The following is a 23,155-nucleotide window of genomic DNA, read 5'->3' as shown; positions in this document are numbered from 1 at the left end:
TTTCCTCTTATTTATTCAAATAATTTTCGATGCATTCGATAATTTTTCTGCTAGAATGACCATCACCAAAAGGATAATCGTAGTTTTTGAAATCAACTTTTTCGTTTAATAATTTCAAAATCTCTTCCTTGTTTGGTTTAGATAATTGATTTCTCTTTTCAGTCATAGTTTCTGGCCATACAATATGATCAAAAATAGTCACACATTGTTTTCTTGCAAAATACGCTTCTCTTTGCAATCCGCCTGAATCAGTCACAATTTTCTTAGCGTGATTAACCAAATACACACTCATCATGTATCCAACTGGTTTGCAGAAAATAATATTTGTATAGTGGTGCTTTTCAGAAAGTTCTTGGACCATTTTTTGATTTCTAGGATGCACTGGATATATGCATTTTTCATCCAATTCTTCCATAGCAGCAAGTATTTCTGACAAAGGCTTAATTGATGCAGTATTCTCTGCTCTGTGACAAGTTAAATAATAAAAGTTTTCTGGAAGATTTACTTCTTCTCCATTCAAATCAATTATTTTTTCAGGAATTTTATCGCAAACTTTCTTAGAATATTCCAAGAAAGCATCATACATTGGATCGCCAACCAAAGTTGCTCGATCTTCCAAGCCTTCTTTTTTCAAAAATCCAAGCGCCGATTCAGTACAACAGCATAAAACTTTAGAAGAATGATCAGTCATAATTCTGTTCACTTCTTCTGGATTATCAAGTGTACCCAATCTATTACCAGCCTCTACATGACAAATCGGAATATGAAGCTTAACAGCTGCCAATGCTCCTGCCAATGTTGAATTGGTGTCTCCGTATAATAAAACCATATCTGGTTGTTCTTTTATCAATATTTTTTCAATTTCCATCAACATTTTACCAGTCATTTCGCCGTGAGTTCCCCCAGAAATCCCCAAGTTATAATCTGGATAAGGAATATTCATTTCTTCAAAGAAAACTTCAGACATATTATAGTCAAAATGTTGACCAGTATGTATCATTACTTCATCAAAATTTTTTCTTAATTCTTTGGACACCATAGCCGCTTTTATAAATTGTGGTCTAGCTCCAACTACTGTAACAATTTTCAATTTTTTCTCCTATTTTTGTTTTTATATTTATTATTACAAAATCTTTAAATTCAATCATTTAATCTGTTTCTAACAACTAATTATATCACATGTAATTTGTGAATTTCAATTGAGAAAATATAAGAAAATTCAACAATCAAAAAGCCTCATTTAAAAAATAAATGAAGCTTTCTTTGATTAGATTATAAAAATTTTTAATTATTTTTTGCTTGTTCTTTTCTAGCAATTGATGGTAATATTAATCCCAATCCCAACAATACGACTGGAGTCAAAATGTTTAGAATTAATTTGAAATTCCATTGACTTGTGAATGGTTCTCCTTCTTTTGGAATCATACCTAATATACATGCAAAAGCTGTAAACGCGAAACACCAACCAGAAATAATTTTTCCAAATGATTTTGATTTTGCGAACTTGTATTCTACACCTTGTTTTTCATTTAGATAGTGTTTTAATGCAAAATATGCCGCGAATACCCACATGTAACGCATTGGCATTACTATTGAGTTCAAATCCAATAACCAGTTGTACAATTCGTTTGAGTTTCCAATTCCCAAAGCTGGAATAATAATCAAAATACTAACCAAAATTGTAGTTAGTTTGTATCCACCAACTGGAACTTTTTTGTCGTTGATTTTTCTCAAGAAATTTGGAACGTATTTTGCATCTGCTTCACTCAATAAAAGTTTAAGTGGTGCATCAATACTCATAACCAAAGCTGCTGCTTGTCCAGCGAAATTTGTCAACGCATAGATAATAACAAGTGATGGACCTATTCCATAATATTGTCCCAATTTTTCAAACGCGTAGTAAGCACCGTTCATTTTTAAGTCGTTTGCAACATTTGTTGTATCGAACATCATTCCCATTGCAACTGAACCCAAAATCGCAGATACTGTTACCATTAAAGCCATTATTATCATAGCTTTTGGGAAGTTCTTACCAGCATCTTGTGTATCATTTACATAAGGTGAGATTTTTTCACAACCACCTACGGCAAATACTAGCATGGATATTGTGGTCAAATAATGCAAATTAAAGTTAGGCAGATACGTTTTGATACTCGTCATATTTGGAGATGCAACTTCTACTCCTCTTAATGCAGGAGCTGCCAACATTAATAAAATAAATAAAATACCCATCACAAAACTTGCAGTACCAGCGATTGATCCTAAAACTTTTATAGATTTAATACCATTTGCAGCTAAAAGCACGAATAACAAAAATATTATTAGCACTAATAATTGTAGTACAATTGGATTTAAAGATTTTACCATTTTAGGATTTCTAAAAATCGCCCATGAACCTGCAACCATTAAGTTTTGTGGTTTTTGTGCTAGATATGGAATATGTACTACCCAATAAGTCCATCCAGACAAATAAGCTAGTAATGGTCCCATAGTTTGTTTTATCCAATAGCTAAGTCCTGATTGTCCTTCCTTGAAAGTCGAACCAAGTTCTCCTACCATTAATGAATATGGTATAAAATACAAAGCCATTATGAATATCCAGCTTGTAATGACTGCTAAACCTTGGTTTGCATAGTTATTAACAACATTTCCGAAACCCCATACAACTGTGAATCCCATCCAAATAAGATTGGTCACTGTAAGCGATTTCTTCTTTTGATCATCAATTAAAACATCGTTTTTCATATTTCCCTCCTAAATAGATTATAACAAAATTTATCTTCATTTGAAACATTTTGCAATAAAAATAGCCTCCAGATTTACTGGAAGCCATTGTTATTTTATTTTGAATAATTTTCTATAATTTTTAAAACCAAATCCGATGCTTTTTTCATTTGATCGACAGATAATAATTCGTGCTTTCCGTGGAAGGCATATCCACCAGTGAAAATATTCGGACAAGGAAGTCCTTTATAAGATAATTGTGCTCCATCAGTACCACCTCTGATTGGTTGAACTAATGGTTTGATTCCCAAATCTTCCATTGATTTGTAAGCCAAATCCACAATTTCCATTACAGGTTCTATTTTTTCTTTCATGTTGTAGTAGCTATCTTTCATATTTAATTCGATAGCATTGTTGTATTTAACATTTAAGAATTCAACTAATTTTTCCAAATAAGATTTCTTTTCTTCGAATTTTTTCTTGTCGTGATCTCTGATTATGAATTTCATAACAGTATTTTCAACAGTTCCTTCGAATGATGTCAACAAGTAAAATCCTTCATAATGTTCAGTATATTCTGGTCTTTGTGCTACTGGAAGTTCATTGAATAATTCCATACCGATTAATTGCGAATTAATCATTGTATTTTTTGCACTACCAGGGTGAACATTTTTACCATGAATAGTTATAGTTGCACCTGCCGCATTAAAGTTTTCATATTCTAATTCTCCAATTGGACCACCATCTACTGTATACGCAAAGTCTGCTCCGAATTTTTCTACATCGAACAAATCAGCTCCTCTGCCTATTTCTTCATCTGGAGTAAATCCAATCTTGATTGTCGGATGTTTTATATCTTTGTTTTCACACAATTTATTAACAACATCCATTATAATCGCGATACCTGATTTATCGTCAGCACCCAAAAGAGTAGTTCCATCTGTGTGAATTAAAGTTTGTCCTTCCAAATCTTTTAAAAACGGAAAATCTTCAACAGTCGTTGTTACAGTATCAGATAATTTAATGTCTCCACCTTTGTATTCTAAGATTTGTGGTTTGACACTTTCACCTGACATATCAGGAGCAGTGTCCATGTGAGAAATGAATCCAATGGCTTTTGATTCTCTATCCAAGTTTGATTCTAATGATGCATACACATATCCATTTTCATCCATATGTGCATTGTCAATTCCCATTTCTTTTAGTTGTTTAACTAAAAGATTGCCCAAATCTTTTTGCCTAGCTGTTGATGGACAAGTTTCGCTTGATTCATCACTTGTAGTGTAAATTTTTGCGTATTCAATAAATCTATCAACTATATCTATCATTGTTTTCTCCTATTTTATAACTTTCTTTTCTTCCCAAGATTTTTTAACTGCATTTGCAACATTTTTTGCAACATCTTTGTTGAATGCTTCTGGTAAAATTCTTTCTTCTACTGGTTGTTCAACCATATGAGCAATTGCATACGCTGCTGATAATTTCATATCGTCAGTAATTCTGTCTGCTTTTGCATCTAATGCGCCTCTGAATATTCCAGGGAATACCAAAACATTGTTAACTTGGTTAGGATAATCACTTCTACCTGTTCCCACTACTCTTGCACCAGCTTCTTTTGCTTCGTCAGGATAGATTTCTGGAACTGGGTTAGCCATTGCTAAAACAATAGCATCGTTATTCATTGAAGCTACCATTTCTTTTGTTAAGATTCCAGGAGCAGAAACTCCGATGAAAATATCCGCATTTTCCATAGCAGTTTTCAAATCACCTTTAACTTTATTAGGATTAGTTGTTCTAGCGATTTCTCTTCTAGCTTCGTCAAGTTTTTCATCATCAGGATCGATAATTCCACGACTATTTAAGATTAAATTATTTTTAGCACCAGCTAATGTTAACAAGTTAGAAATTGCAATACCTGCTGCACCTGCACCACTGATTACGATTTTTACATCAGAAATGTCTTTCTTAACAATTCTCAATGCATTGATAACGGCAGATAATACTATAACAGCTGTACCGTGTTGGTCATCGTGGAATACTGGTATATCTAATTCTTCAATTAATCTTTTTTCAATTTCGAAACATCTTGGAGCCGCAATATCTTCAAGGTTAATTCCACCGAATGAAGGAGAAATTGCTTTTACAGTGCTGATTATTTCTTCAGTGTCTTGAGTGTTCAAGCAAATTGGGAATGCATCGACATTACCGAATTCTTTAAATAAAACTGATTTACCTTCCATAACTGGCATACCAGCAATTCCGCCAATATTTCCCAAACCTAAAACTGCAGAACCATCAGTTACAACTGCAACCATATTTCCTTTATTTGTATATTTATATGCTAATGAATTGTCTTCGTGAATTTTCTTACAAGGTTCAGCAACACCAGGAGTGTAAGCCAATGCCAAATCCATAGCGTCATTAACTTTTACTTTAGATACTACTTCTAATTTTCCTTGATTTTTTTCGTGAAGTTCAAGAGCTTTTTGTTTAATTTCTTCAATATTCATTTTTTCACCTCATAAATTTTCATATAACTTTCGACAAAATGTCGAATTTCGTTATTACAATATAATTTTAACACTAAAACCCAACTATTCCAAACAAAAAGAGGTATTATTTAAAATACCTCAATTAGTTTAGAAAAATATTGGAACCAAAACAGATGCCAATAAAATTATTAGCGCCCCTCCCAAACGAGAAGATATTTGTGCAAATGGCATAAGTTCCATTCTATCTGCAGCCGTAAGCACAGCAACATCACCAGTACCGCCCATGTTAGCCATGCACAATCCGGCTGTAATAGCTGTTTCAATTGGATAGAATCCTACGAAATATCCAACAATACCTGCACCTATAATTGCTCCTATAATAACCGCAAGAACAAGAATTACATAGCTTGGTGTAAATGCTTCAAAGATTTGTCCCAAATTAGTGTATGCCATACCAATACCAAGCATAAGTGCTGAAGTAAAGTTTTTGGCTACGAAATTGTACCAACCTTCTGCAACGTGTTCGATTTTTTCTGGAACAACTCCTGCTGCCTTAACGATAACTACAGAAATAATCATCCAAGCATATGAGTGAATTTTTATGCCGACTTTTCCGAATAAAAATGCTAATATTGCACCAAATGTGAAAAATGCTGTAGCAATTACAATACCAGCGCCATAATCTTTAACATCTTCTAAGATTATATTTTCTTTCTTTTCAGCTTTCAAACTATCATCGTTGCTTCTAACTAATTGACCATTACCAGTTAAGTTTGGTTTTACTTTTCCTAGTCTGTTCAATAAACCACCAGCAACAATTGCCGTAGCATTACCTAAAGCAACTGCTGGAACGAGTTTACTCAAAATAGTTTCAGATGGAATATTTAATGCTGATTCGAAAACTTTTGATATAGGTACAGCACCTGCTCCCATTCCACCACCCATAATTGGGATACCGATGTATGCGATAGATTCACCTACACTCTTTCCGAACAACAAACCTACACCACCTACTAAAAGTAATGCCATAATTACAGAACCCAAGATACATGGTAAATATCTAATAGCTGCTTTGATAAGCAACTTTCTATTCATACCAAGAATTGATCCTGTGATCAAAGCTGCGATGTAGAAATCAAGGAATCCTCCTTTAGTCATAAAAGTATTTATACTTTTGATAGAATCAGCTGGTAACCATTTATAATAAGTTATAGCAGCTCCCAAAAATATAGATACAATAGCTCCACCGCCCAAATATGTTTTAATAATTGGTGTGTGATTTCCGATTAGGTTTAATAATTCGCCAAATACAATCAAAAATAAAAATGCCCCAACCATACCTTTTGGTAGAACATCAAATATAAAAGATACTATAATAACTACGCATGCAATTATAAAATACGGAATTTTTAAACCTGCAATCTTTTTATCCATAACTTTCCCCCTTTTTTCAAATTTTTACATTTTATATTATCTCATTTAAAATACAAAAAAGCAAACTAAATCAGCTTAATTAAAAGTATCAAAGTAAATAAATACAAAATTGTCGTGCTCACAACATAATAACCTGCCAATGAATCATCTTGATGGTATCTCTTCGCGAAAACATAAGTATTAACAGCCGTAGGAGCACCAAATAAGATCAACGCAACAACCTTTTGAATTTCAGACAAACTGAAAATTTTCCCAATAAATAATCCTGTCAAAGGAAGAACCAAAAGTTTTACAATCGAAACCTTCATAATTGATTTAATTTCTTTGAAATCTATTCTAAAATTCAAACCATATCCCATAGTCACCAAAGCCAAGGTTCCTGCAATATCCCCCAAACTTCTCAAAGGAGTTTCCAAGAAAAACAAATTAACCTTAGTTCCATACAAAAATATTCCTACGAAAAGCCCAATCATCAAAGGTGTCTTCACTACATTTATGAACAGCTTTTTCTTAGAATTATTCTCCCCTACCAATCCTTCGTATAGGCTTACAGTGTAGAAATTATAGAAAAACTGACTAATTCCTGTGATAGCTCCAGCCATGACAATCCCTTCATCTCCAAACAGAACACTCAATATTGGAAACGACATTATTATGAAATTACCTCTACTCATAGCATTTGCCTCCAGCACCACATAAGATTTGTCCTTGTTGGTAATTTTCGCCAAAAAGTAAGTAAGAAAAATGTGAAATACAAACACCACATTCAAATAAACAAAATATTTTACACTGAGATTTTGTCTAAAATCAACCTTATAAAAACTCATCATTATTTTAAGTGGAAACAACACATTAAAAATCAGCTTGTTAAGTCCTGTCATTGTAGTCTCATCTACAATCTTGAATTTTCTCAGCAAAAACCCAATAAAAATTAAACAGAACAAATTAATTATAGTCAAATACAACTGTGTATAATCTATCAAAAAACCACCTTTTTCACATAAAAATATAGGTAAATGAAACCACTTACCTATACAACAATACTATTTATTTGTCAAAAAATCAAATTATTTTGTGTATAATTCAATGTATCTGTCCTCTGTAGTATAATCTGATTTTTCAATCGAATCGATAATTAAACCATCAGAGATAAATTTCTTCAAAGAATCATCCAAATCATTTTTGCCCACAATATTGACGATCTTTTTGTTTTCACTATTGGATGTTACAACCTTGTATTGTTCCTTTGAAATCTCAGACAAATTCTCAAACGCTATTTTTTTATCCACCAGAAACATTACATCGTCTGTTAACTTGTCCACCTCTGACAAAGTATGAGATGACAACACAACTATCTTGCCATCATCTTTTAATTTCAGAAGATAATTTCTCAACAAAATAACGCTAGTAGGATCCAATCCCGTTACAGGCTCGTCCATAATGTAAATATCATAATCTCCCATAAAAAAATACGTCAACAAAGTTTTTTGCTTTTGACCCAGAGAATAAGTGCTAACTTTCCTCTTCATAAAATTATGAACTTTAAAAATATCCAATACTTCTTCAAACTTTTCATCAGAAACGTGGCGTGAGTTCTTTGCGAAAATAAAATGATCCAACCCTGTCAAGTTATCATACAGCATATCCAAGCTTCTTGCATAAGATAAATGCTTGAAAATCTCCGGATTTTTATTATCTATATCATTAACCTTAATCTCACCTGAATCGTACTTCGTCAAATCAGAAATTATATCCATAAGAGTAGTCTTACCAATACCATTTGGTCCAACTAACGCGTATATCCCAGGTTTGTCTAATTTCAAATTCAAATCCTTTAATACTTCGTTTTCACCGTAAGATTTGTTCAGACCTTTAATCTCAAGCATTAATATCCCCCTTCATCCTTTTCATTGATATCACATTAAACACTACAATATAAAATACAATCATTATCACATTATAAATCGGATTAGAAAAACTAAACTTATTCAAATAATTGTATCCACCTTTTAGAATCATCAGACTATCCAACGAACTAAATGGATTTAATAAGAAAAACTTACCCAAAGTTCCAAAATAGCTAATAATAATTCCCAAAACAATCAAGGAAGTTGTAGCAATTATATTCACAGTTTCATTCTTGATTAATGTTGTCATCATATTTGAAAAACTAACCACAAGTAAAATTATCAGAACATTTATCAAAATCATTGGCAAGATGAAACCACTAGATGCCCTGAACACACCCTCTACCACGCCGTTATAGCTGTAATCGTAGCAGAACACTGGATACAACTTCTCCCCAAGTCCTCCGTTAAATAATCCAATTATCATGCTAATTGCCAAAATCACAATATACATTCCGACAGATAATACAAACGAATTAATCTGCTTTGATTTCCAGACATCTTTTTTCCATTCATTCACAAAAGCCAACTTCAAAGTTCCATTGGACCTTTCCTTTTTAAACTCAAGAGTAAATATCAAGCAAATAATCAACGTAAAGGCCGGAATAATCCCATTTTCATACATAGATATAATATTTCCTATAAGTCCTTTTTGTTCAGTAGGGTCATGTTGTTTTGTTTTATACAAGCTTAGCTTTTTATTTGATAATAAACTTTGTTCAATCTCATTACTAACAAGCTTATAACTTGAATCGGGCTTTAAATTGTTATCCATAAAATAATTCACCCTATTCTCATTAGATCGAGAAGTACTTGGATCTATCCATTCTACATCAAATCCCCATTTAGAATTCAAATAAAGAAACATATTACTGTAATATTCTGTGGGATTATTAGCTCTGTTAACATAAAATTTTTTAAAATTTTCCAAATTAATTAGTGTTTGCTTGAATCCTTTGTCTTTTGGATTGTTGTGAACATTAATCTTTGCACTTTCAATCTCACTGTCAATAGTTTGTAAATCATCCCTTGATTTTATGTTTTTGTATTTTATAGTATTAAAACAGAAAAACACAGCTACCACTACAGTTAGTACACCAAAATACTTATATAATTTGCTTCTCATGATTTTTGCAAAATCCAATTGCAAGATATTTTTGATATTGATTTTGGAGTATGTTTTAGAAAAATTATAATAAATCAACTTGTATCTGTTATTGTTAACTAGTATTAAACATACAATCAATAGCGCTAATAAAATTGGAACAACTATTGAAACATTACCAAGATTATGAAAACTATTTAAACTAAACGATAGATCATATTTTCTTGAAATCAAAGAAATTATCCAGTAAATCGATAAAACAGCTATAATTGATAGACTTTGTTTCATGTACCTTCTGAAAATCTCATACAAAATCATCGCAATGCTGTAAATTAAAAATCCCGTCCCTATGTATTTTAAAGCAAGTACCATTGAGTTTACATTCATTGTTATAGGCGTATTAATTTTAAGGTCTGTTACAGATTTCAAAATCATATCGTTCGCACTTCCTGTTGGAAATCCTTTGATTACAGAGAAAATAATATTGCCCAAAATCATCGAAAATATTACAATAATAAAGAATACTACATACTTTACAAGCCTTGCATATACTAATTTTCTGGAGCTCATTGAAATCATATCTAATTTTAGATTTTTGAAATTCATCTCACTAGCAAATACAGCTATCAGAAAAACCACACACAAGAAAATATCATTCATGACATTTTCCATTAGGAAACCAAATGATTTAAAAAAACTAAAATTGTTGGAGGTTGTGTAGAACCCGTATCTGTTAATTTCATCACGAACCAAATTAAAATAAGAATCCAATTCGTTATACATTCCATAACTAGGCAACTTGTTTAAGTTGTTTTGCCTTTTGAATGATTTTATCTCATCATATTGGCTCAATAATTCATTGTAGAAATTATGCTCTGTTTTTGAAGAATACTTTGCAACTTTTGTCTCTTCCATCAACATACTCACATCGTATTCCAATGGTTTTATGTATTGCAAAGAGTTAAAATTCATCTTGCTAAAATCCAAATATTTCTGCTGTTCTTCTTTGTTTTCAGAAGATTTTGATAATGCAAAAGATTCCATCATTGTGTTTTCAAAATTATTCCTAGTTTTCATAAAATATGAATAATCTTGATCAGTATATTCATTTTTTATGCTGTTTAATGTCACATAAGAATATACACAAAAAATAATAACTACAACTGGAAATATTAATGCCTTGTAAAGTTTTTTCAGTTCAAACATATTGTCTCCTTTCATTGAATTTAGAAAATATTATTTGCTAATTTCTCCCGAATAATACCAAGTCTCAGTATTATTGGTTACATCAATAGTAATTAATCTCTGTCTGTAAAGTTTTCCACTGTAACCGTCATTATACACATCTTCATACTTCAAATGTACAGGTGATTTTCCCCTCACAAAAGTAAAATTCTCACCGTATTCATTCTCTTCAACATTTTCTAATTCATAATAACTTGCCGAACTAACAGCCGATGAAACGTTTGCATTTATTGTACAAACCACTGTCATGCATGCAATCATAACGATAAATAAAATTTTTTTCATTTTCAAGTCCCCTTTCGTATTTTTCTTATTTAGTTTATACCCTATTTTTTTATTTTTTAATCTATTTTATTAAAATATTAGTCGGTTTTTTTTTTATATATTTTATAGATATTTTTTTCAAATAAAATAGCCCTCACCTAAGTGAGAGCTAATTAATCTTAGTATTTAACTATGCGATAATTTTAGAAACAACGCCTGCTCCTACTGTTCTACCGCCTTCTCTGATGGCAAATCTTAGTCCTTCTTCGATTGCGATTGGAGTGATTAATTCGATTATGAATTTTGCGTTATCTCCTGGCATTACCATTTCTACGCCTTCTTCTAGTTCGATGTTTCCTGTTACATCTGTTGTTCTGAAGTAGAATTGTGGTCTGTATCCTGAGAAGAATGGTGTGTGTCTTCCACCTTCGTCTTTTGTTAATACGTATACTTCTGCTTCAAATTTTGTGTGTGGGTGTATTGTTCCAGGTGCTGCTAATACTTGTCCTCTTTCGATTTCTTCTCTTTGTACACCTCTTAGTAATGCTCCGATGTTGTCTCCTGCTTCTGCTTCGTCAAGTTGTTTTCTGAACATTTCTACACCTGTTACTACTACTGTTCTTTTTTCTGTTGTAAGTCCTACGATTTCTACGTTGTCACCAACTTTTACTTTTCCTCTTTCTACTCTACCTGTAGCTACTGTTCCACGTCCTGTGATTGTGAAGATGTCTTCTACTGGCATTAGGAATGGGTGATCTACGTCTCTTACTGGAGCTGGGATCCATTCGTCAACTTCTTCCATCAATTTCATGATTTTGTCTCCCCATTCTCCGTCTGGATCTTCTAGTGCTTTTAATGCTGATCCTACTACGATTGGTGTGTCGTCTCCTTCGTATTCATATTCGTTTAATAGTTCACGTACTTCCATTTCTACTAATTCGATTAGTTCTGGGTCGTCAACTTGGTCTTCTTTGTTTAAGAAAACTGCGATTTTTGGTACGCCTACTTGTCTTGCTAACAAGATGTGTTCTCTTGTTTGTGGCATTGGACCGTCTGCTGCACTTACTACTAGGATTGCTCCGTCCATTTGTGCTGCTCCTGTGATCATGTTTTTAACGTAGTCAGCGTGGCCTGGACAGTCTACGTGTGCGTAGTGTCTTTTTTCTGTTTCATATTCTACGTGAGAAGTGTTGATTGTGATTCCTCTTTCTCTTTCTTCTGGTGCTTTGTCGATGTTAGCGTAGTCTACGAATTCTCCTGATCCCATTCTCTTGTTTAATACAAGTGTGATTGCTGCTGTTAATGTTGTCTTACCGTGGTCAACGTGACCTATTGTACCAATGTTAACATGTGGTTTTGTTCTTTCAAATTTAGCTTTACTCATTTATATAAGCCTCCTATTTATTATTCTTTTTTCCTATAACTTCTTCTGATATTGAGTTAGGAACTTGTTCATAATGATCGAATTGCATTGAATATGTTGCACGACCTTGAGTTTTTGATCTTAAGTCTGTTGCATATCCAAACATTTCTGCCAATGGAATAAACGCATCTAATACGTGTACACCATTTTTAGGATTCATACCGTCAATCTTACCTCTTCTTGATGAAACGTCTCCCATTACATCTCCCAAATATTCATCTGGAGTTGTGATTTCAACTTTCATCGCTGGTTCTAATAAGATTGGTTTTGCTTTTGCAACTGCTGCTCTGAAACCCATAGATCCGGCAATTTTGTATGCCATTTCTGATGAGTCGACATCGTGGTAAGAACCATCTAAAAGAGTAATCTTCATGTCAAGCATTGGATATCCACCTAAGATACCTGTTTGAGCTGCTTCTTCAGCACCTGCTTGAACTGATGGGATGTATTCTTTTGGAATAGCACCACCGACAATTGCATTAACAAATTCGATACCATTTGATTCTTCTGGATTATCAAGTGGTTCAACTCTAAGAGTACAATCACCGTATTGTCCACGACCACCTGATTGTTTAACATATTTACCTTGAGCTTCAGCTGCTTGAGTTATTGATTCTCTGTAAGCAACTTGTGGGTTACCGATGTTAGCTTCTACTTTGAATTCACGTAAAAGTCTGTCAACGATAATTTCAAGGTGAAGTTCACCCATACCAGAGATGATAGTATCGCCTGTTTCTTCGTCAGTATATGTTCTAAATGTTGGGTCTTCTTCTGCTAGTTTTGCAAGAGCAATACCCATTTTTTCTTGACTTGCTTTTGTTTTTGGTTCGATTGCTACAGAAATTACTGGATCTGGGAATTCCATGTTTTCAAGGATAACTTCGCTATCCATATCACATAAAGTATCCCCTGTTGTTGTATCTTTTAAACCGATAATAGCTACGATGTCTCCAGCGTATGCTTTTTCGATTTCTTCACGCTTGTTAGCGTGCATCATTAAGATACGACCAATTCTTTCTCTCTTACCTTTTGTTGAGTTGTATACATAGCTTCCTGATTCAACTGTTCCTGAGTAAACTCTTGTAAATGCAAGTTTACCAACGTATGGGTCAGTTGCGATTTTGAATGCTAATGCAGCAAATGGTTCTTCATCTGATGATTTTCTTGTAGTTGGTTCATCAGTTTGAGGATCCACACCTTTAATGTCAGGTACATCAATTGGTGCTGGCATATAATCAACGATAGCATCCAATAATGGTTGAACACCTTTGTTCTTATATGCAGAACCACAAAGTACTGGGTTCATTGCGTTAGCAATTGTTGCAGTTCTTATAGCTCTTTTGATTTCTTCTTCAGTTAATTCTTCACCTTCAAGGTATTTTTCCATTAACTCTTCATCGTGTTCTGCTATGTTTTCTAATAATTCTGCTCTATATTTTTCAGCTACTTCTACTAAGTCACTTGGAATTTCTTCAACAGTGAATTCTGTTCCTAGTTCGTTTTTGTAGATATTAGCCTTCATTGTAATAAGATCAACTACACCTACGAATTTATCTTCAGCTCCGATAGGAATTTCGATAGGTACAGCATTTGCTCTCAATCTTTCTCTAATAGTGTCAACAGACATAAAGAAATCAGCGCCTGTTGCATCCATTTTATTGATGAAGCAAATTCTTGGTACGCCATATTTGTCAGCTTGTCTCCAAACAGTTTCTGATTGTGGTTCTACACCGCTTTTCGCATCGAATAAAGCAACTGAACCGTCAAGAACTCTAAGAGATCTTTCTACTTCAACTGTGAAGTCAACGTGACCCGGTGTATCAATGATATTGATTCTGTTACCTTTCCAGAAACAAGTTGTTGCTGCAGAAGTAATTGTAATACCTCTTTCTTGTTCTTGAACCATCCAGTCCATTTGAGCAGCACCGTCGTGAGTGTCCCCAATTTTATGGATTTTACCTGAATAGTATAAAATACGTTCAGTAACTGTCGTTTTACCGGCATCAATATGGGCCATTATACCAATGTTTCTTGTATCTTTTAATGAAACTTGTCTAGCCATTTTTTCTCCTTACTTACTTTCCGATAGATTAGTATCTATAATGTGCAAAAGCCTTATTAGCTTCAGCCATCTTGTGTACGTCTTCTCTCTTCTTAACTGATGCACCAGTGTTATTAGCTGCATCCATGATTTCTTTAGCTAACTTTTCAACCATAGTTTTTTCACCACGAGCTCTTGTATAAGTTGTTAACCATCTCAAACCTAAAGTTTGTCTTCTTTCTGGTCTAACTTCGATAGGAACTTGGTAGTTAGCTCCACCTATTCTTCTAGTTTTAACTTCTAAGATAGGCATAATATTGTTCATTGCTTTGTAGAATACTTCAAGAGCTTCTTCTCCTGTAGTTTCTTTGATAATATCAAAAGCACCATAAACAATTTTTTGGGCAGTACCTTTTTTTCCGTCTAACATAATGTTGTTGATAAGCTTAGTAACTGTCTTATCATCGTAAACTGGATCTGGCATTACCTCTCTTTTTTGAACATGTCCTTTTCTTGGCACTTCGCTTCCCTCCTTACTATTTAGTATTTCTCAGGTACTCGAATTACATCGCTGTGCTATAAATGTATATTAAAATCTTTTATTCACACTAATACCTTTTGTTTTTGTTTTATTTCTTTGGTTTCTTAGCACCGTACTTTGAACGACCTTGCATTCTGTTTTGAACAGCTGCAGTATCCAAAGCACCTCTGACAATGTGGTATCTTACCCCTGGTAAGTCCTTTACTCTACCACCTCTGATTAATACAACACTGTGTTCTTGTAGGTTGTGTCCGATACCTGGAATGTAAGATAAAACTTCCATACCATTAGTTAAACGAACTCTGGCAACCTTACGAAGTGCTGAGTTAGGCTTTTTAGGAGTCATAGTTCTTACTGAAGTACATACGCCTCTTTTTTGAGGTGAGTTAGCTTCTGTATAGCTTTTTTTGATGCTGTTGAAGTTACGACTCAAAGCTGGTGAATCAGACTTGTAAGTTTTAGATTTTCTTCCTTGTCTTACTAATTGATTAATTGTTGGCAAATTTTCCACCTCCTGAAATTATTTTATGCATAAAAAAAGAATATACAAGATATTCTTATTTATCCTTGTATATTCTATCATTAACATTATGATATGTCAAACAAATTCTTGATTTTTTACATATTTTTATTTTAAATTCCGAAAATTTCTTTGTATCTTTCTTGAGAAGTTTTCGAACGTCTTTTGATATCCAAAATCTCAATATTATTTTCTATAATAATAGACAAAATATCATTAATACTATTGTTGTTTAAGCTTATCATATTTTTGTCCATATTAAAACCCTTTGATTTCAAAACAGATGATAATTTTTCGTTATCGTTTGAAATAATCTCAATAAATTTTTCATTTTCCAAAACTTCTTCCAAAATTTTCCCGTCTTTTAAGAACAAAATATTATTGGTGATTTCATCGATATCATTTAAAGAGTGACTGGATATTAAAATTCCCTGTCCATCTTTTGCTTTCTTCTTTATAAGAGCCATCATCTTTATAACACTAGTTGGATCAAGACCAGAAAGTGGTTCATCAAGCAATATAATATCTCTTTGTGGCAAGAAATCCATCGCGAGCATCAGCTTCTTTTTCATACCCAAAGAATACGAACCAGTCTTGCTTTTTACAAAGCTTTCAATTCCTATCTCTTTTATAACTCTATCCACATCATCCTTAGTTCTTTTATAGACATTTTTGATGTAGTTCAAATAATCCATTCCGTACAAGTTTTCATCCAAGATTTTCTCATCTTTGAAAAAAGAAATATGATTAAAAATCTTCTCATCCTTAAACTCTTTGCCGTCTACCAAAACTTGTCCGCCATCTCTTTTTAAAAGATTGGTCATAGTATTCATCAAAGTAGTCTTACCAGAGCCGTTCGGTCCAACTAACGCTTTGATTTGTCCTTTTTCAATACTAAAAGATATATCGTGAAGTATCTTTTTCTTTCCGTAACTTTTTTCAATATTTACTACTTCTAACATTATTTCCTCCTGCCAAATGAAACTCTGCCCAATACATAAAACAATATTGAACTAATCACTAGAACTACAACTGCTATCAGCATCGTGTAAGAATTCTGTCTTATCAACGCCGACAAAAATCCCGTAGTTACGAATCCCGAATCCACATAGTTAAATGGAATAAAAGATCCGATTGCTCCCATGTATTTAATTGCGGTAAATGGAATTATCAATGCAATTATGGATATTAATATCGTAAATAGCTTGTTAGTAGTAGTGTACATAGCATTTACAAACATACTGATAAATATCGTAAACAACACAGTTATTGTAAAAGATTCTAGTATATATACCAGAAATGGACCAACATTTAAGTAAATAATTCCACCGTCCACAATATAGTTGATAATTGGAAAATCACTGTCTGCAAATCCACCCATAATACCACCAGCTAAGAATAATATCAATGCTGCAACGATGTTTATACCAATCGCGTATATTACGCTTTCTATAATTTTTGACTTGTACGATTTTGTTCTACTTACTGGAAGTACCGATTTTAGTTCAAGCTGCTTATTCGATTTGATAATCGTAGATGTGAACAGTAGTAACGCAAATATTATTAAAATCACATTAAATTTGAGATAAAAATAATCATGTAACATCGCAAAAGCATTAGTTCTCTCTGATATACCATGAGTAATATAGTAGTTGATTTTAGACAAAATTCCTTTGAAACTATCCACATCAAAAGGATTATAATCTATTCCCAATTCTGGAATGTAATATCTGTCGGTTGGCATAATGTTATTGGTTATCATGTATTTTTGTTTGAAGAAAGCTCCTTCAAGGGCAAAATCGTTGAATACGTCCACCATTCCAGTTGTCTCACTACCTGTACCATTATGAAATCCAGCATTAAATTCAGTTACCCTTTCCTTATTCAAATTGTTGAACTTTTGAGGAGATTTGTATCTATTTTCATAAACTTCGAAGTATTTGTTCTCATTTTCGTAAAATTCCAATTCATCTGAATGAGAATCTATCATTTCTTTTGCTCTTTTGCTATTGCCATACTTTGCTTTAATCTCATCAATATCCTTATAAGCCAAATTTTCCAAAGCAGAATTAAGATCGTTATATTCTTTAATTTGAGTTGAATTAAAATTGTGCCAATTGTTTTGTAAACAGATATTTCCAACCAAAATAGCACACACTACAAACATTATCAAAAACCCATTAAATGATAATACACAGTTTTTCACGGAACCTTTTAAGCTGAATACATTTCGCTCTTTGTATGTATCATGTGATGTGAATTCTTTTCTCCTGTTCAAAAAAATCGTACCTATTGCTGTTATCAAAAGCATAACCACTGTAGCAATCACTGGTTTTATCGAAAATGATTTGAACAAGCTTAGAGGATTGTATGCATGATTGAAGAAATTAAAATCAACCAATAGCGAACTCATTATTAAAATCAAAGTAAAATATTTAACTTTGGTGTTTTGTATAAGTTTATCAACAAATGAAAAAGCAAATCCAAACGCCATAGTGATTAAAGTAAATGGAAATACACTCTTAAAAAATGTAGACAAAGGCGTTCTCATAACGTATGAGTATTCGTGTATCGAACTAACTCTGTCCTGAACAGTTCTAATAACAAATGTAGAATCGTAGTGATATGATAAATCGCCCACGCCATTTCCTGTTATTAAAGATGCCACAAATACTGTCAACAATGAAATGAAAATGTACATCACAATCATACACATAATAATACCAAAATCGTTCGCTACATCCTTGATTTTGGAATTCGATGTTACGCTGGTTATATCATCTTCTCTCATTGTGAAAATTATCAGAAAGCCTAGTAGAATTATTGGCACAGCTCCAAAAATCACACCAGCTTCATCAAATATCACTTTGCTGAAACTATGATTGTCATTCTCGTCAATCAATTTATCTTCTACTGAGTTTCTCTCTTTCAAGAAATTTATGTAGCCTTCTCCATTCAGTACAGCTCTCCTGAGCTCCTTAGGATTATCTATGTTCTCGTCTGTATGGTATTTATTATTCAGAGCATCCAATTCATTAGTGTACTTTATGATATCCTTTTCATTATAACTAGACTTGTCGTACTTGTAATTTTCATCAAGACCATGAGCTTTCATCAAGTTTTGTAGTATATTTTTCCCTTCATTTAGGTACGCTTTGTGGTTTTCGTAGCTTTTTTTGTCAGGTTCTTCTGGTGTTATTTTCTTCCAATCAGTTTTTTTGATGATTAACTCATCCCAACTGATATTATTAGAAATGGAGATGTCATTTGAATTAAGAAAATCAAACGCATGGTTTGTTGTTCTAAAATGTAGAAAAAAAACAACCACACCCATAGTAATAGAAAATAGAATCAAAAATGGAATCAGCCTGTATCTGTATAATTTTTTTAGTTTGTAAATAAACATTTTTGTCTCCTTATTGTTTCTTTAAATTCCCAGAGTATCTGTAATACAACCTACCCTCTTCTTCATAGTCTGGACGTATTGATTTCTTCAGTACTCCCTTGTAGCCAGATTTTTCATATTCCATTTCTCCTCCTACATTTTCATGTGATAGTGAAATGTACTTATAATCATCATCGACTTCTATCCCTGAACTAGAAATCGTTTCTGATTTATTTACAAGACTAGCATTAAGTCCAGCTATTACAACAAATACTACTGCGATTGTTGCAATTAGCTTTTTCATTGAATATTTCATATTGTCCCCTTTCGTTATCAAGAAGTAATTTATTTACCTTTAATTATATTTTAGTACAATAAAATAAAAAAACAATAGTTTTCCAAGCATTGTATACTTTTCTTAACTATTGTTGATTTTTGTTAATTTTATCAAGTTAATTTCTGGTCGATTAAATATCCTTGGAACTACGGTCTTTTCCTTGGCAAGTCCACGTGACACTATAAGTGTATAACCATCATTATACATTCCACCAGCATACTTTGGAAGCAAACCTTGTCCCGGAGATATAACTCCATTTAAGATATAAGGAAGTCTCCATTGTCCACCGTGAGTGTGACCTGAAATCATCAAATCGAAATTTTTCAGATTTTTCTTGAAATAATAATCCGGTTTGTGAATCAAACAAATATTAAAATTTTCTGGTTTTAATTTTTCATCTAAATCTTCTAATTTATTTTCATAGTTTTCCAATATTTCTCCCGATGAATCGTCCACTCCGATAAGTTTAATATTGTTTGATAAGAACACTTCTTCATTACCGAGAATTTGTACATTATATTTTCTGATTGTCTCATCTATTTCTACCAGGTTTTCTATTCTTTTTTCGTGATTTCCGTGAACGTAGTATATCTTTTTGCCCAGTTGTTGCAATTGTTCCAGCAATTCAAATGCTTTTTTGGGTTTTAATTTGTCATCTACAATATCTCCACCCAACAAAATCACATCACAATCTACGGATTTTATTTTATCCATTAATTTCTTTTGATTTATTCCATAATCGCATGAATGAAGATCCGATAAGAATAATATGTCCATATCACGGTCAATCTTTTCAGATTTTATTTCGTATTGTACTATGTTGATTTTGTACGATATTGATATTAATAAAAATAATAATATCAATGCGGATACAATTAAATACATTTTTCACCTCAAATAAAAAAAACCGAGCAACAAAAGCTCGGCTATTGGTGGCTCATCCGGGACTCGAACCCGGGACACCCTGATTAAAAGTCAGGTGCTCTACCATCTGAGCTAATGAACCACGACTACCTTTCTATGATAGCACAATAATATTGTTTTGTAAAGTGTTTTTTACAAATTTTTAAAAAAGAGCAGAATTATTACAAACTCTGCTCTTGATTTTACAATTTCACAATATCTTCTTTGTCGAATGCAAAGTATTGTGCTATTCCATTTTTGTATTCTACGTCGATTTCTCCTTCGATTAAAGGAAGAATGTAGTCCATAAATTCGTCGTCGATTTGGAAATGGCTGTCTGTGTATTTTGGAACTATCATTTTTGTTTTGTTGGCAACTTTTTCTATATCGACAAGTTCGAATTCTGTCTTGTAAGGTTTGTTGGAAATTCTTTTGATTCCAACCATTTTACCTGAATGATTTTCTACACACTCAACAGAAAATTCTCCAACTTCGAATGATTCTTCGATATCAGTCTTGGATGCAAATGACATGTCACATCTTTGAAGTATGTTAAGTTCAATACTTCTAATTGGCATATCGTAAATTTCTTTTAATTTATCTCTGATTATGTGAGATGGTCCTTGCAATTGTGCATGGCCGAACTTGTCTTTTTTGCCAGATGTTTTGGATATGAAGTTATTTGAAGAATCTTTAATACCTTCACTTACTAAAATCAAAATATTATCTGTCCTTTTGAAGTTTTCATTGATTTCCTTGACTAGGTTATCAAATTCAAATGTGTCTTCACTTATATACACAAGATCTGCTCCAAGGTTACAAAGTTTTTTGGAGATTGCCCCTGCTGCTGTTAACCATCCAGCATATCGTCCCATGATTTCAACAATAGTTATAGTTCTGTAGTCGTAGATTTCGACATCTTTTGCTATTTCATAGACAGAATTTGCTACAAACTTCGCTGCAGAACCAAATCCTGGTGTATGGTCAGTTCCAAATAAATCATTGTCGATTGTTTTCGGAGAGCCCATAACATGAATATCTTCTCCAATTTTTTCGATGTATTTGGATAATTGATACACGGTGTCCATCGAATCATTGCCACCAATGTAGATAAAATAATTAATGTTAAATGATTTCAAAATTTCTACGATTTTGGCAAGTTTCTCTTCGCTATCTACTTTGTATCTGCAAGATCCCAATGCACTTGCTGGAGTGATTTTCAATCTGTTCAAATCTTCATCTGTTTTGATTTGTGCTTTCAAATCTATGATTTTGGAATCCAACAATCCTTGCACACCGTATAATGCACCATAAACATTGTCAAACCCTAGCTCAATTGCTTTTTTGTAACAACCAGCAAGTGTCGCATTGATGGCACAAGTTGGCCCACCTGATTGTGCTATTAATAAATTTTTGATAATACCACTCCTTAATATTCTTCTCTTTCGAATCCTTTACCCAATACTTCATATGCATCATTCACTGTAATAAATGCACGAGGATCAATCTTCTTCAATTTTTTCTTCAAATAAGCAACTTGGGCTCTTTTCAATACGCAGAAAATAACTTCTTGTTCGTTATTCAAATAAGCACCTTCTCCATGCAAGAAAGTAACACCACGGTTCATATCTTCCATGATAATTGAAGCAACTTCATCGTTTTTAGAAGTTATAACGAAAACTTGTTTTGTTTCGCCTATTCCCAATTCTATTTTATCCAAAACTCTGTAAGCTACAAACATAGAAATTATAGTGTAAAATCCCTTGTCAATACCGTACAAGGCACTACCTATCGCGATAATTACTGCATTACAAGCCATAAGTACATTTCCTATAGAAATATCTTTTTCGTTTTTCATAATCGCAGCTATGATATCCAAGCCACCACTGCAAGTACCAAACCTAAAAAGCGTACCCATCGAAGTACCATTTATCGCTCCACCGACTACAGCTACAAGCATATCATCTTTTAATATAAATGGATTTGGAAGATAATGGAACAATGTCAAATACACTGACAACACAATCGTAGAAATAGCTGCATAGTTTACAAATTGTCTAGTTAAGTATTTGTATCCAATAATCATAATTGGAATATTAAGCAAGAACACCGTAACTCCTGTAGGAATTCCAGTCATATATTGAACCAACAATCCAATACCAGTAGAACCACCACTCAAGAAGTTTTTTTGACTGAAGAAAAAGTCAATCGCAACAGCCGCTAATAAATTAGCTAACAAAATTGAGATGATTTTCTTCTTGGCTTCATTTCTATTACCAAAATTTTTTACAAAAAAATCCGTTTTACTCATTATTTTATAAATCCTAATCTTTCTTTAATATATACATCCCATATAAACAAAGCTACAGCAATAACAACGAATGTGTAGTCATGATTCTTTACATCCAAAGTAAATTTTTCATAAATGCTGAAACCTTTCTTGTTTAATTCTATGTTTCCAAAATCTAGCACATTAATATTTTTAAAATCAGAAATATCAATCATCTTGTCGTTGTCGTATTTAATAGTGTTAGACATGTCAGATTCTAATGTAAAGTTTAAATTTTTGGAATTAATTACGTATTTTTTGTTGTTTTCATAAAAAATACGCTCAACCTTCATCACAACATCCTCATTTTCATCGTAAAACACTAAATTCGATCCCTTATCAAAACTGGAACCGATAAACGCATCGAAAAACGAAGTGCTGTTTCCTTCTTTATATCCAGAATAAATCAACTTATCATCCGATAAAATTCTAAATCTATCCTTAATATCTTTGTTAATATAAAAATCGTAAATCATAATCAATCTTTCTTTGATAATTAAAAATT

General features: G+C 32.8%; 20 protein-coding genes and 1 tRNA gene. All 21 read right to left on the bottom strand.

Annotated elements, in window-relative coordinates; translation table 11 throughout:
• Positions 1 to 7 precede the first annotated feature (7 nt).
• Positions 8 to 1,090: a non-hydrolyzing UDP-N-acetylglucosamine 2-epimerase gene (gene wecB, locus ACU68Y_RS05730; protein WP_094225521.1), complete on the bottom strand. Its 1,083-nt coding sequence runs from the start codon at positions 1,088 to 1,090 to the stop codon at positions 8 to 10.
• Positions 1,091 to 1,284: 194 nt separating this feature from the next.
• On the bottom strand, positions 1,285 to 2,745 hold the full coding sequence (locus ACU68Y_RS05725; RefSeq protein WP_316531998.1) for an APC family permease: 1,461 nt from the start codon (positions 2,743 to 2,745) through the stop codon (positions 1,285 to 1,287).
• Between the two features lie 95 nt (positions 2,746 to 2,840).
• Entirely contained in the window at positions 2,841 to 4,052 is a 1,212-nt protein-coding gene (gene pepT, locus ACU68Y_RS05720; RefSeq protein WP_316531999.1) for a peptidase T, read from the bottom strand.
• Positions 4,053 to 4,061: 9 nt separating this feature from the next.
• Positions 4,062 to 5,234, bottom strand: a complete 1,173-nt coding sequence (locus ACU68Y_RS05715; protein WP_002838642.1) for an NAD(P)-dependent malic enzyme — start codon at positions 5,232 to 5,234, stop codon at positions 4,062 to 4,064.
• Between the two features lie 129 nt (positions 5,235 to 5,363).
• On the bottom strand, positions 5,364 to 6,650 hold the full coding sequence (locus ACU68Y_RS05710) for a 2-hydroxycarboxylate transporter family protein (protein ID WP_094202585.1): 1,287 nt from the start codon (positions 6,648 to 6,650) through the stop codon (positions 5,364 to 5,366).
• Positions 6,651 to 6,715: 65 nt separating this feature from the next.
• Positions 6,716 to 7,633, bottom strand: coding sequence for an AEC family transporter (locus ACU68Y_RS05705; protein ID WP_446755305.1), 918 nt, complete (start codon positions 7,631 to 7,633; stop codon positions 6,716 to 6,718).
• A gap of 84 nt (positions 7,634 to 7,717) precedes the next feature.
• On the bottom strand, positions 7,718 to 8,536 hold the full coding sequence (locus tag ACU68Y_RS05700) for an ABC transporter ATP-binding protein (protein ID WP_446755306.1): 819 nt from the start codon (positions 8,534 to 8,536) through the stop codon (positions 7,718 to 7,720).
• Complete coding sequence (locus ACU68Y_RS05695; protein WP_446755307.1) at positions 8,529 to 10,868, bottom strand: hypothetical protein; 2,340 nt, start codon at positions 10,866 to 10,868, stop codon at positions 8,529 to 8,531. Before ACU68Y_RS05695 ends, ACU68Y_RS05700 begins: the two co-directional genes overlap by 8 nt.
• A gap of 30 nt (positions 10,869 to 10,898) precedes the next feature.
• Positions 10,899 to 11,192: a hypothetical protein gene (locus ACU68Y_RS05690; RefSeq protein ID WP_094202581.1), complete on the bottom strand. Its 294-nt coding sequence runs from the start codon at positions 11,190 to 11,192 to the stop codon at positions 10,899 to 10,901.
• A 169-nt stretch (positions 11,193 to 11,361) separates the two neighbouring features.
• Entirely contained in the window at positions 11,362 to 12,555 is a 1,194-nt protein-coding gene (tuf, locus tag ACU68Y_RS05685) for an elongation factor Tu (RefSeq protein WP_002842030.1), read from the bottom strand.
• 13 nt (positions 12,556 to 12,568) lie between these two features.
• A complete protein-coding gene (gene fusA / locus ACU68Y_RS05680; RefSeq protein WP_446755308.1) occupies positions 12,569 to 14,656 on the bottom strand; it encodes an elongation factor G in 2,088 nt (695 codons plus the stop codon).
• A 28-nt stretch (positions 14,657 to 14,684) separates the two neighbouring features.
• Entirely contained in the window at positions 14,685 to 15,155 is a 471-nt protein-coding gene (gene rpsG / locus ACU68Y_RS05675) for a 30S ribosomal protein S7 (protein ID WP_002838554.1), read from the bottom strand.
• Positions 15,156 to 15,264: 109 nt separating this feature from the next.
• A complete protein-coding gene (gene rpsL / locus ACU68Y_RS05670) occupies positions 15,265 to 15,678 on the bottom strand; it encodes a 30S ribosomal protein S12 (RefSeq protein WP_002835374.1) in 414 nt (137 codons plus the stop codon).
• Between the two features lie 131 nt (positions 15,679 to 15,809).
• Positions 15,810 to 16,658 carry an ABC transporter ATP-binding protein gene (locus ACU68Y_RS05665; protein ID WP_002838543.1) on the bottom strand — a complete coding sequence of 283 codons (849 nt, stop codon included), beginning with the start codon at positions 16,656 to 16,658 and terminating at the stop codon, positions 15,810 to 15,812.
• Positions 16,658 to 19,102, bottom strand: coding sequence for a hypothetical protein (locus tag ACU68Y_RS05660; protein ID WP_446755309.1), 2,445 nt, complete (start codon positions 19,100 to 19,102; stop codon positions 16,658 to 16,660). Before ACU68Y_RS05660 ends, ACU68Y_RS05665 begins: the two co-directional genes overlap by 1 nt.
• Positions 19,103 to 19,112: 10 nt before the next feature.
• On the bottom strand, positions 19,113 to 19,397 hold the full coding sequence (locus tag ACU68Y_RS05655; protein ID WP_316531677.1) for an isoleucyl-tRNA synthetase: 285 nt from the start codon (positions 19,395 to 19,397) through the stop codon (positions 19,113 to 19,115).
• 102 nt (positions 19,398 to 19,499) lie between these two features.
• The gene (locus ACU68Y_RS05650) at positions 19,500 to 20,303 is read right to left on the bottom strand and encodes a metallophosphoesterase (protein WP_446755310.1); all 804 of its coding nucleotides are present in this window, start codon (positions 20,301 to 20,303) and stop codon (positions 19,500 to 19,502) included.
• Between the two features lie 45 nt (positions 20,304 to 20,348).
• A tRNA-Lys gene (locus tag ACU68Y_RS05645) sits at positions 20,349 to 20,424 on the bottom strand.
• Positions 20,425 to 20,524: 100 nt separating this feature from the next.
• Positions 20,525 to 21,724, bottom strand: a complete 1,200-nt coding sequence (locus ACU68Y_RS05640; RefSeq protein ID WP_094225514.1) for a diphosphate--fructose-6-phosphate 1-phosphotransferase — start codon at positions 21,722 to 21,724, stop codon at positions 20,525 to 20,527.
• 26 nt (positions 21,725 to 21,750) lie between these two features.
• A complete protein-coding gene (locus tag ACU68Y_RS05635; protein ID WP_035111520.1) occupies positions 21,751 to 22,632 on the bottom strand; it encodes a YitT family protein in 882 nt (293 codons plus the stop codon).
• Positions 22,632 to 23,126 carry a hypothetical protein gene (locus ACU68Y_RS05630; RefSeq protein ID WP_446755311.1) on the bottom strand — a complete coding sequence of 165 codons (495 nt, stop codon included), beginning with the start codon at positions 23,124 to 23,126 and terminating at the stop codon, positions 22,632 to 22,634. Before ACU68Y_RS05630 ends, ACU68Y_RS05635 begins: the two co-directional genes overlap by 1 nt.
• Positions 23,127 to 23,155: the final 29 nt, after the last annotated feature.

The organism is Finegoldia sp. P1-F-LS, from assembly GCF_052932205.1.
This window is presented reverse-complemented; position numbering and strand designations above follow the sequence as displayed.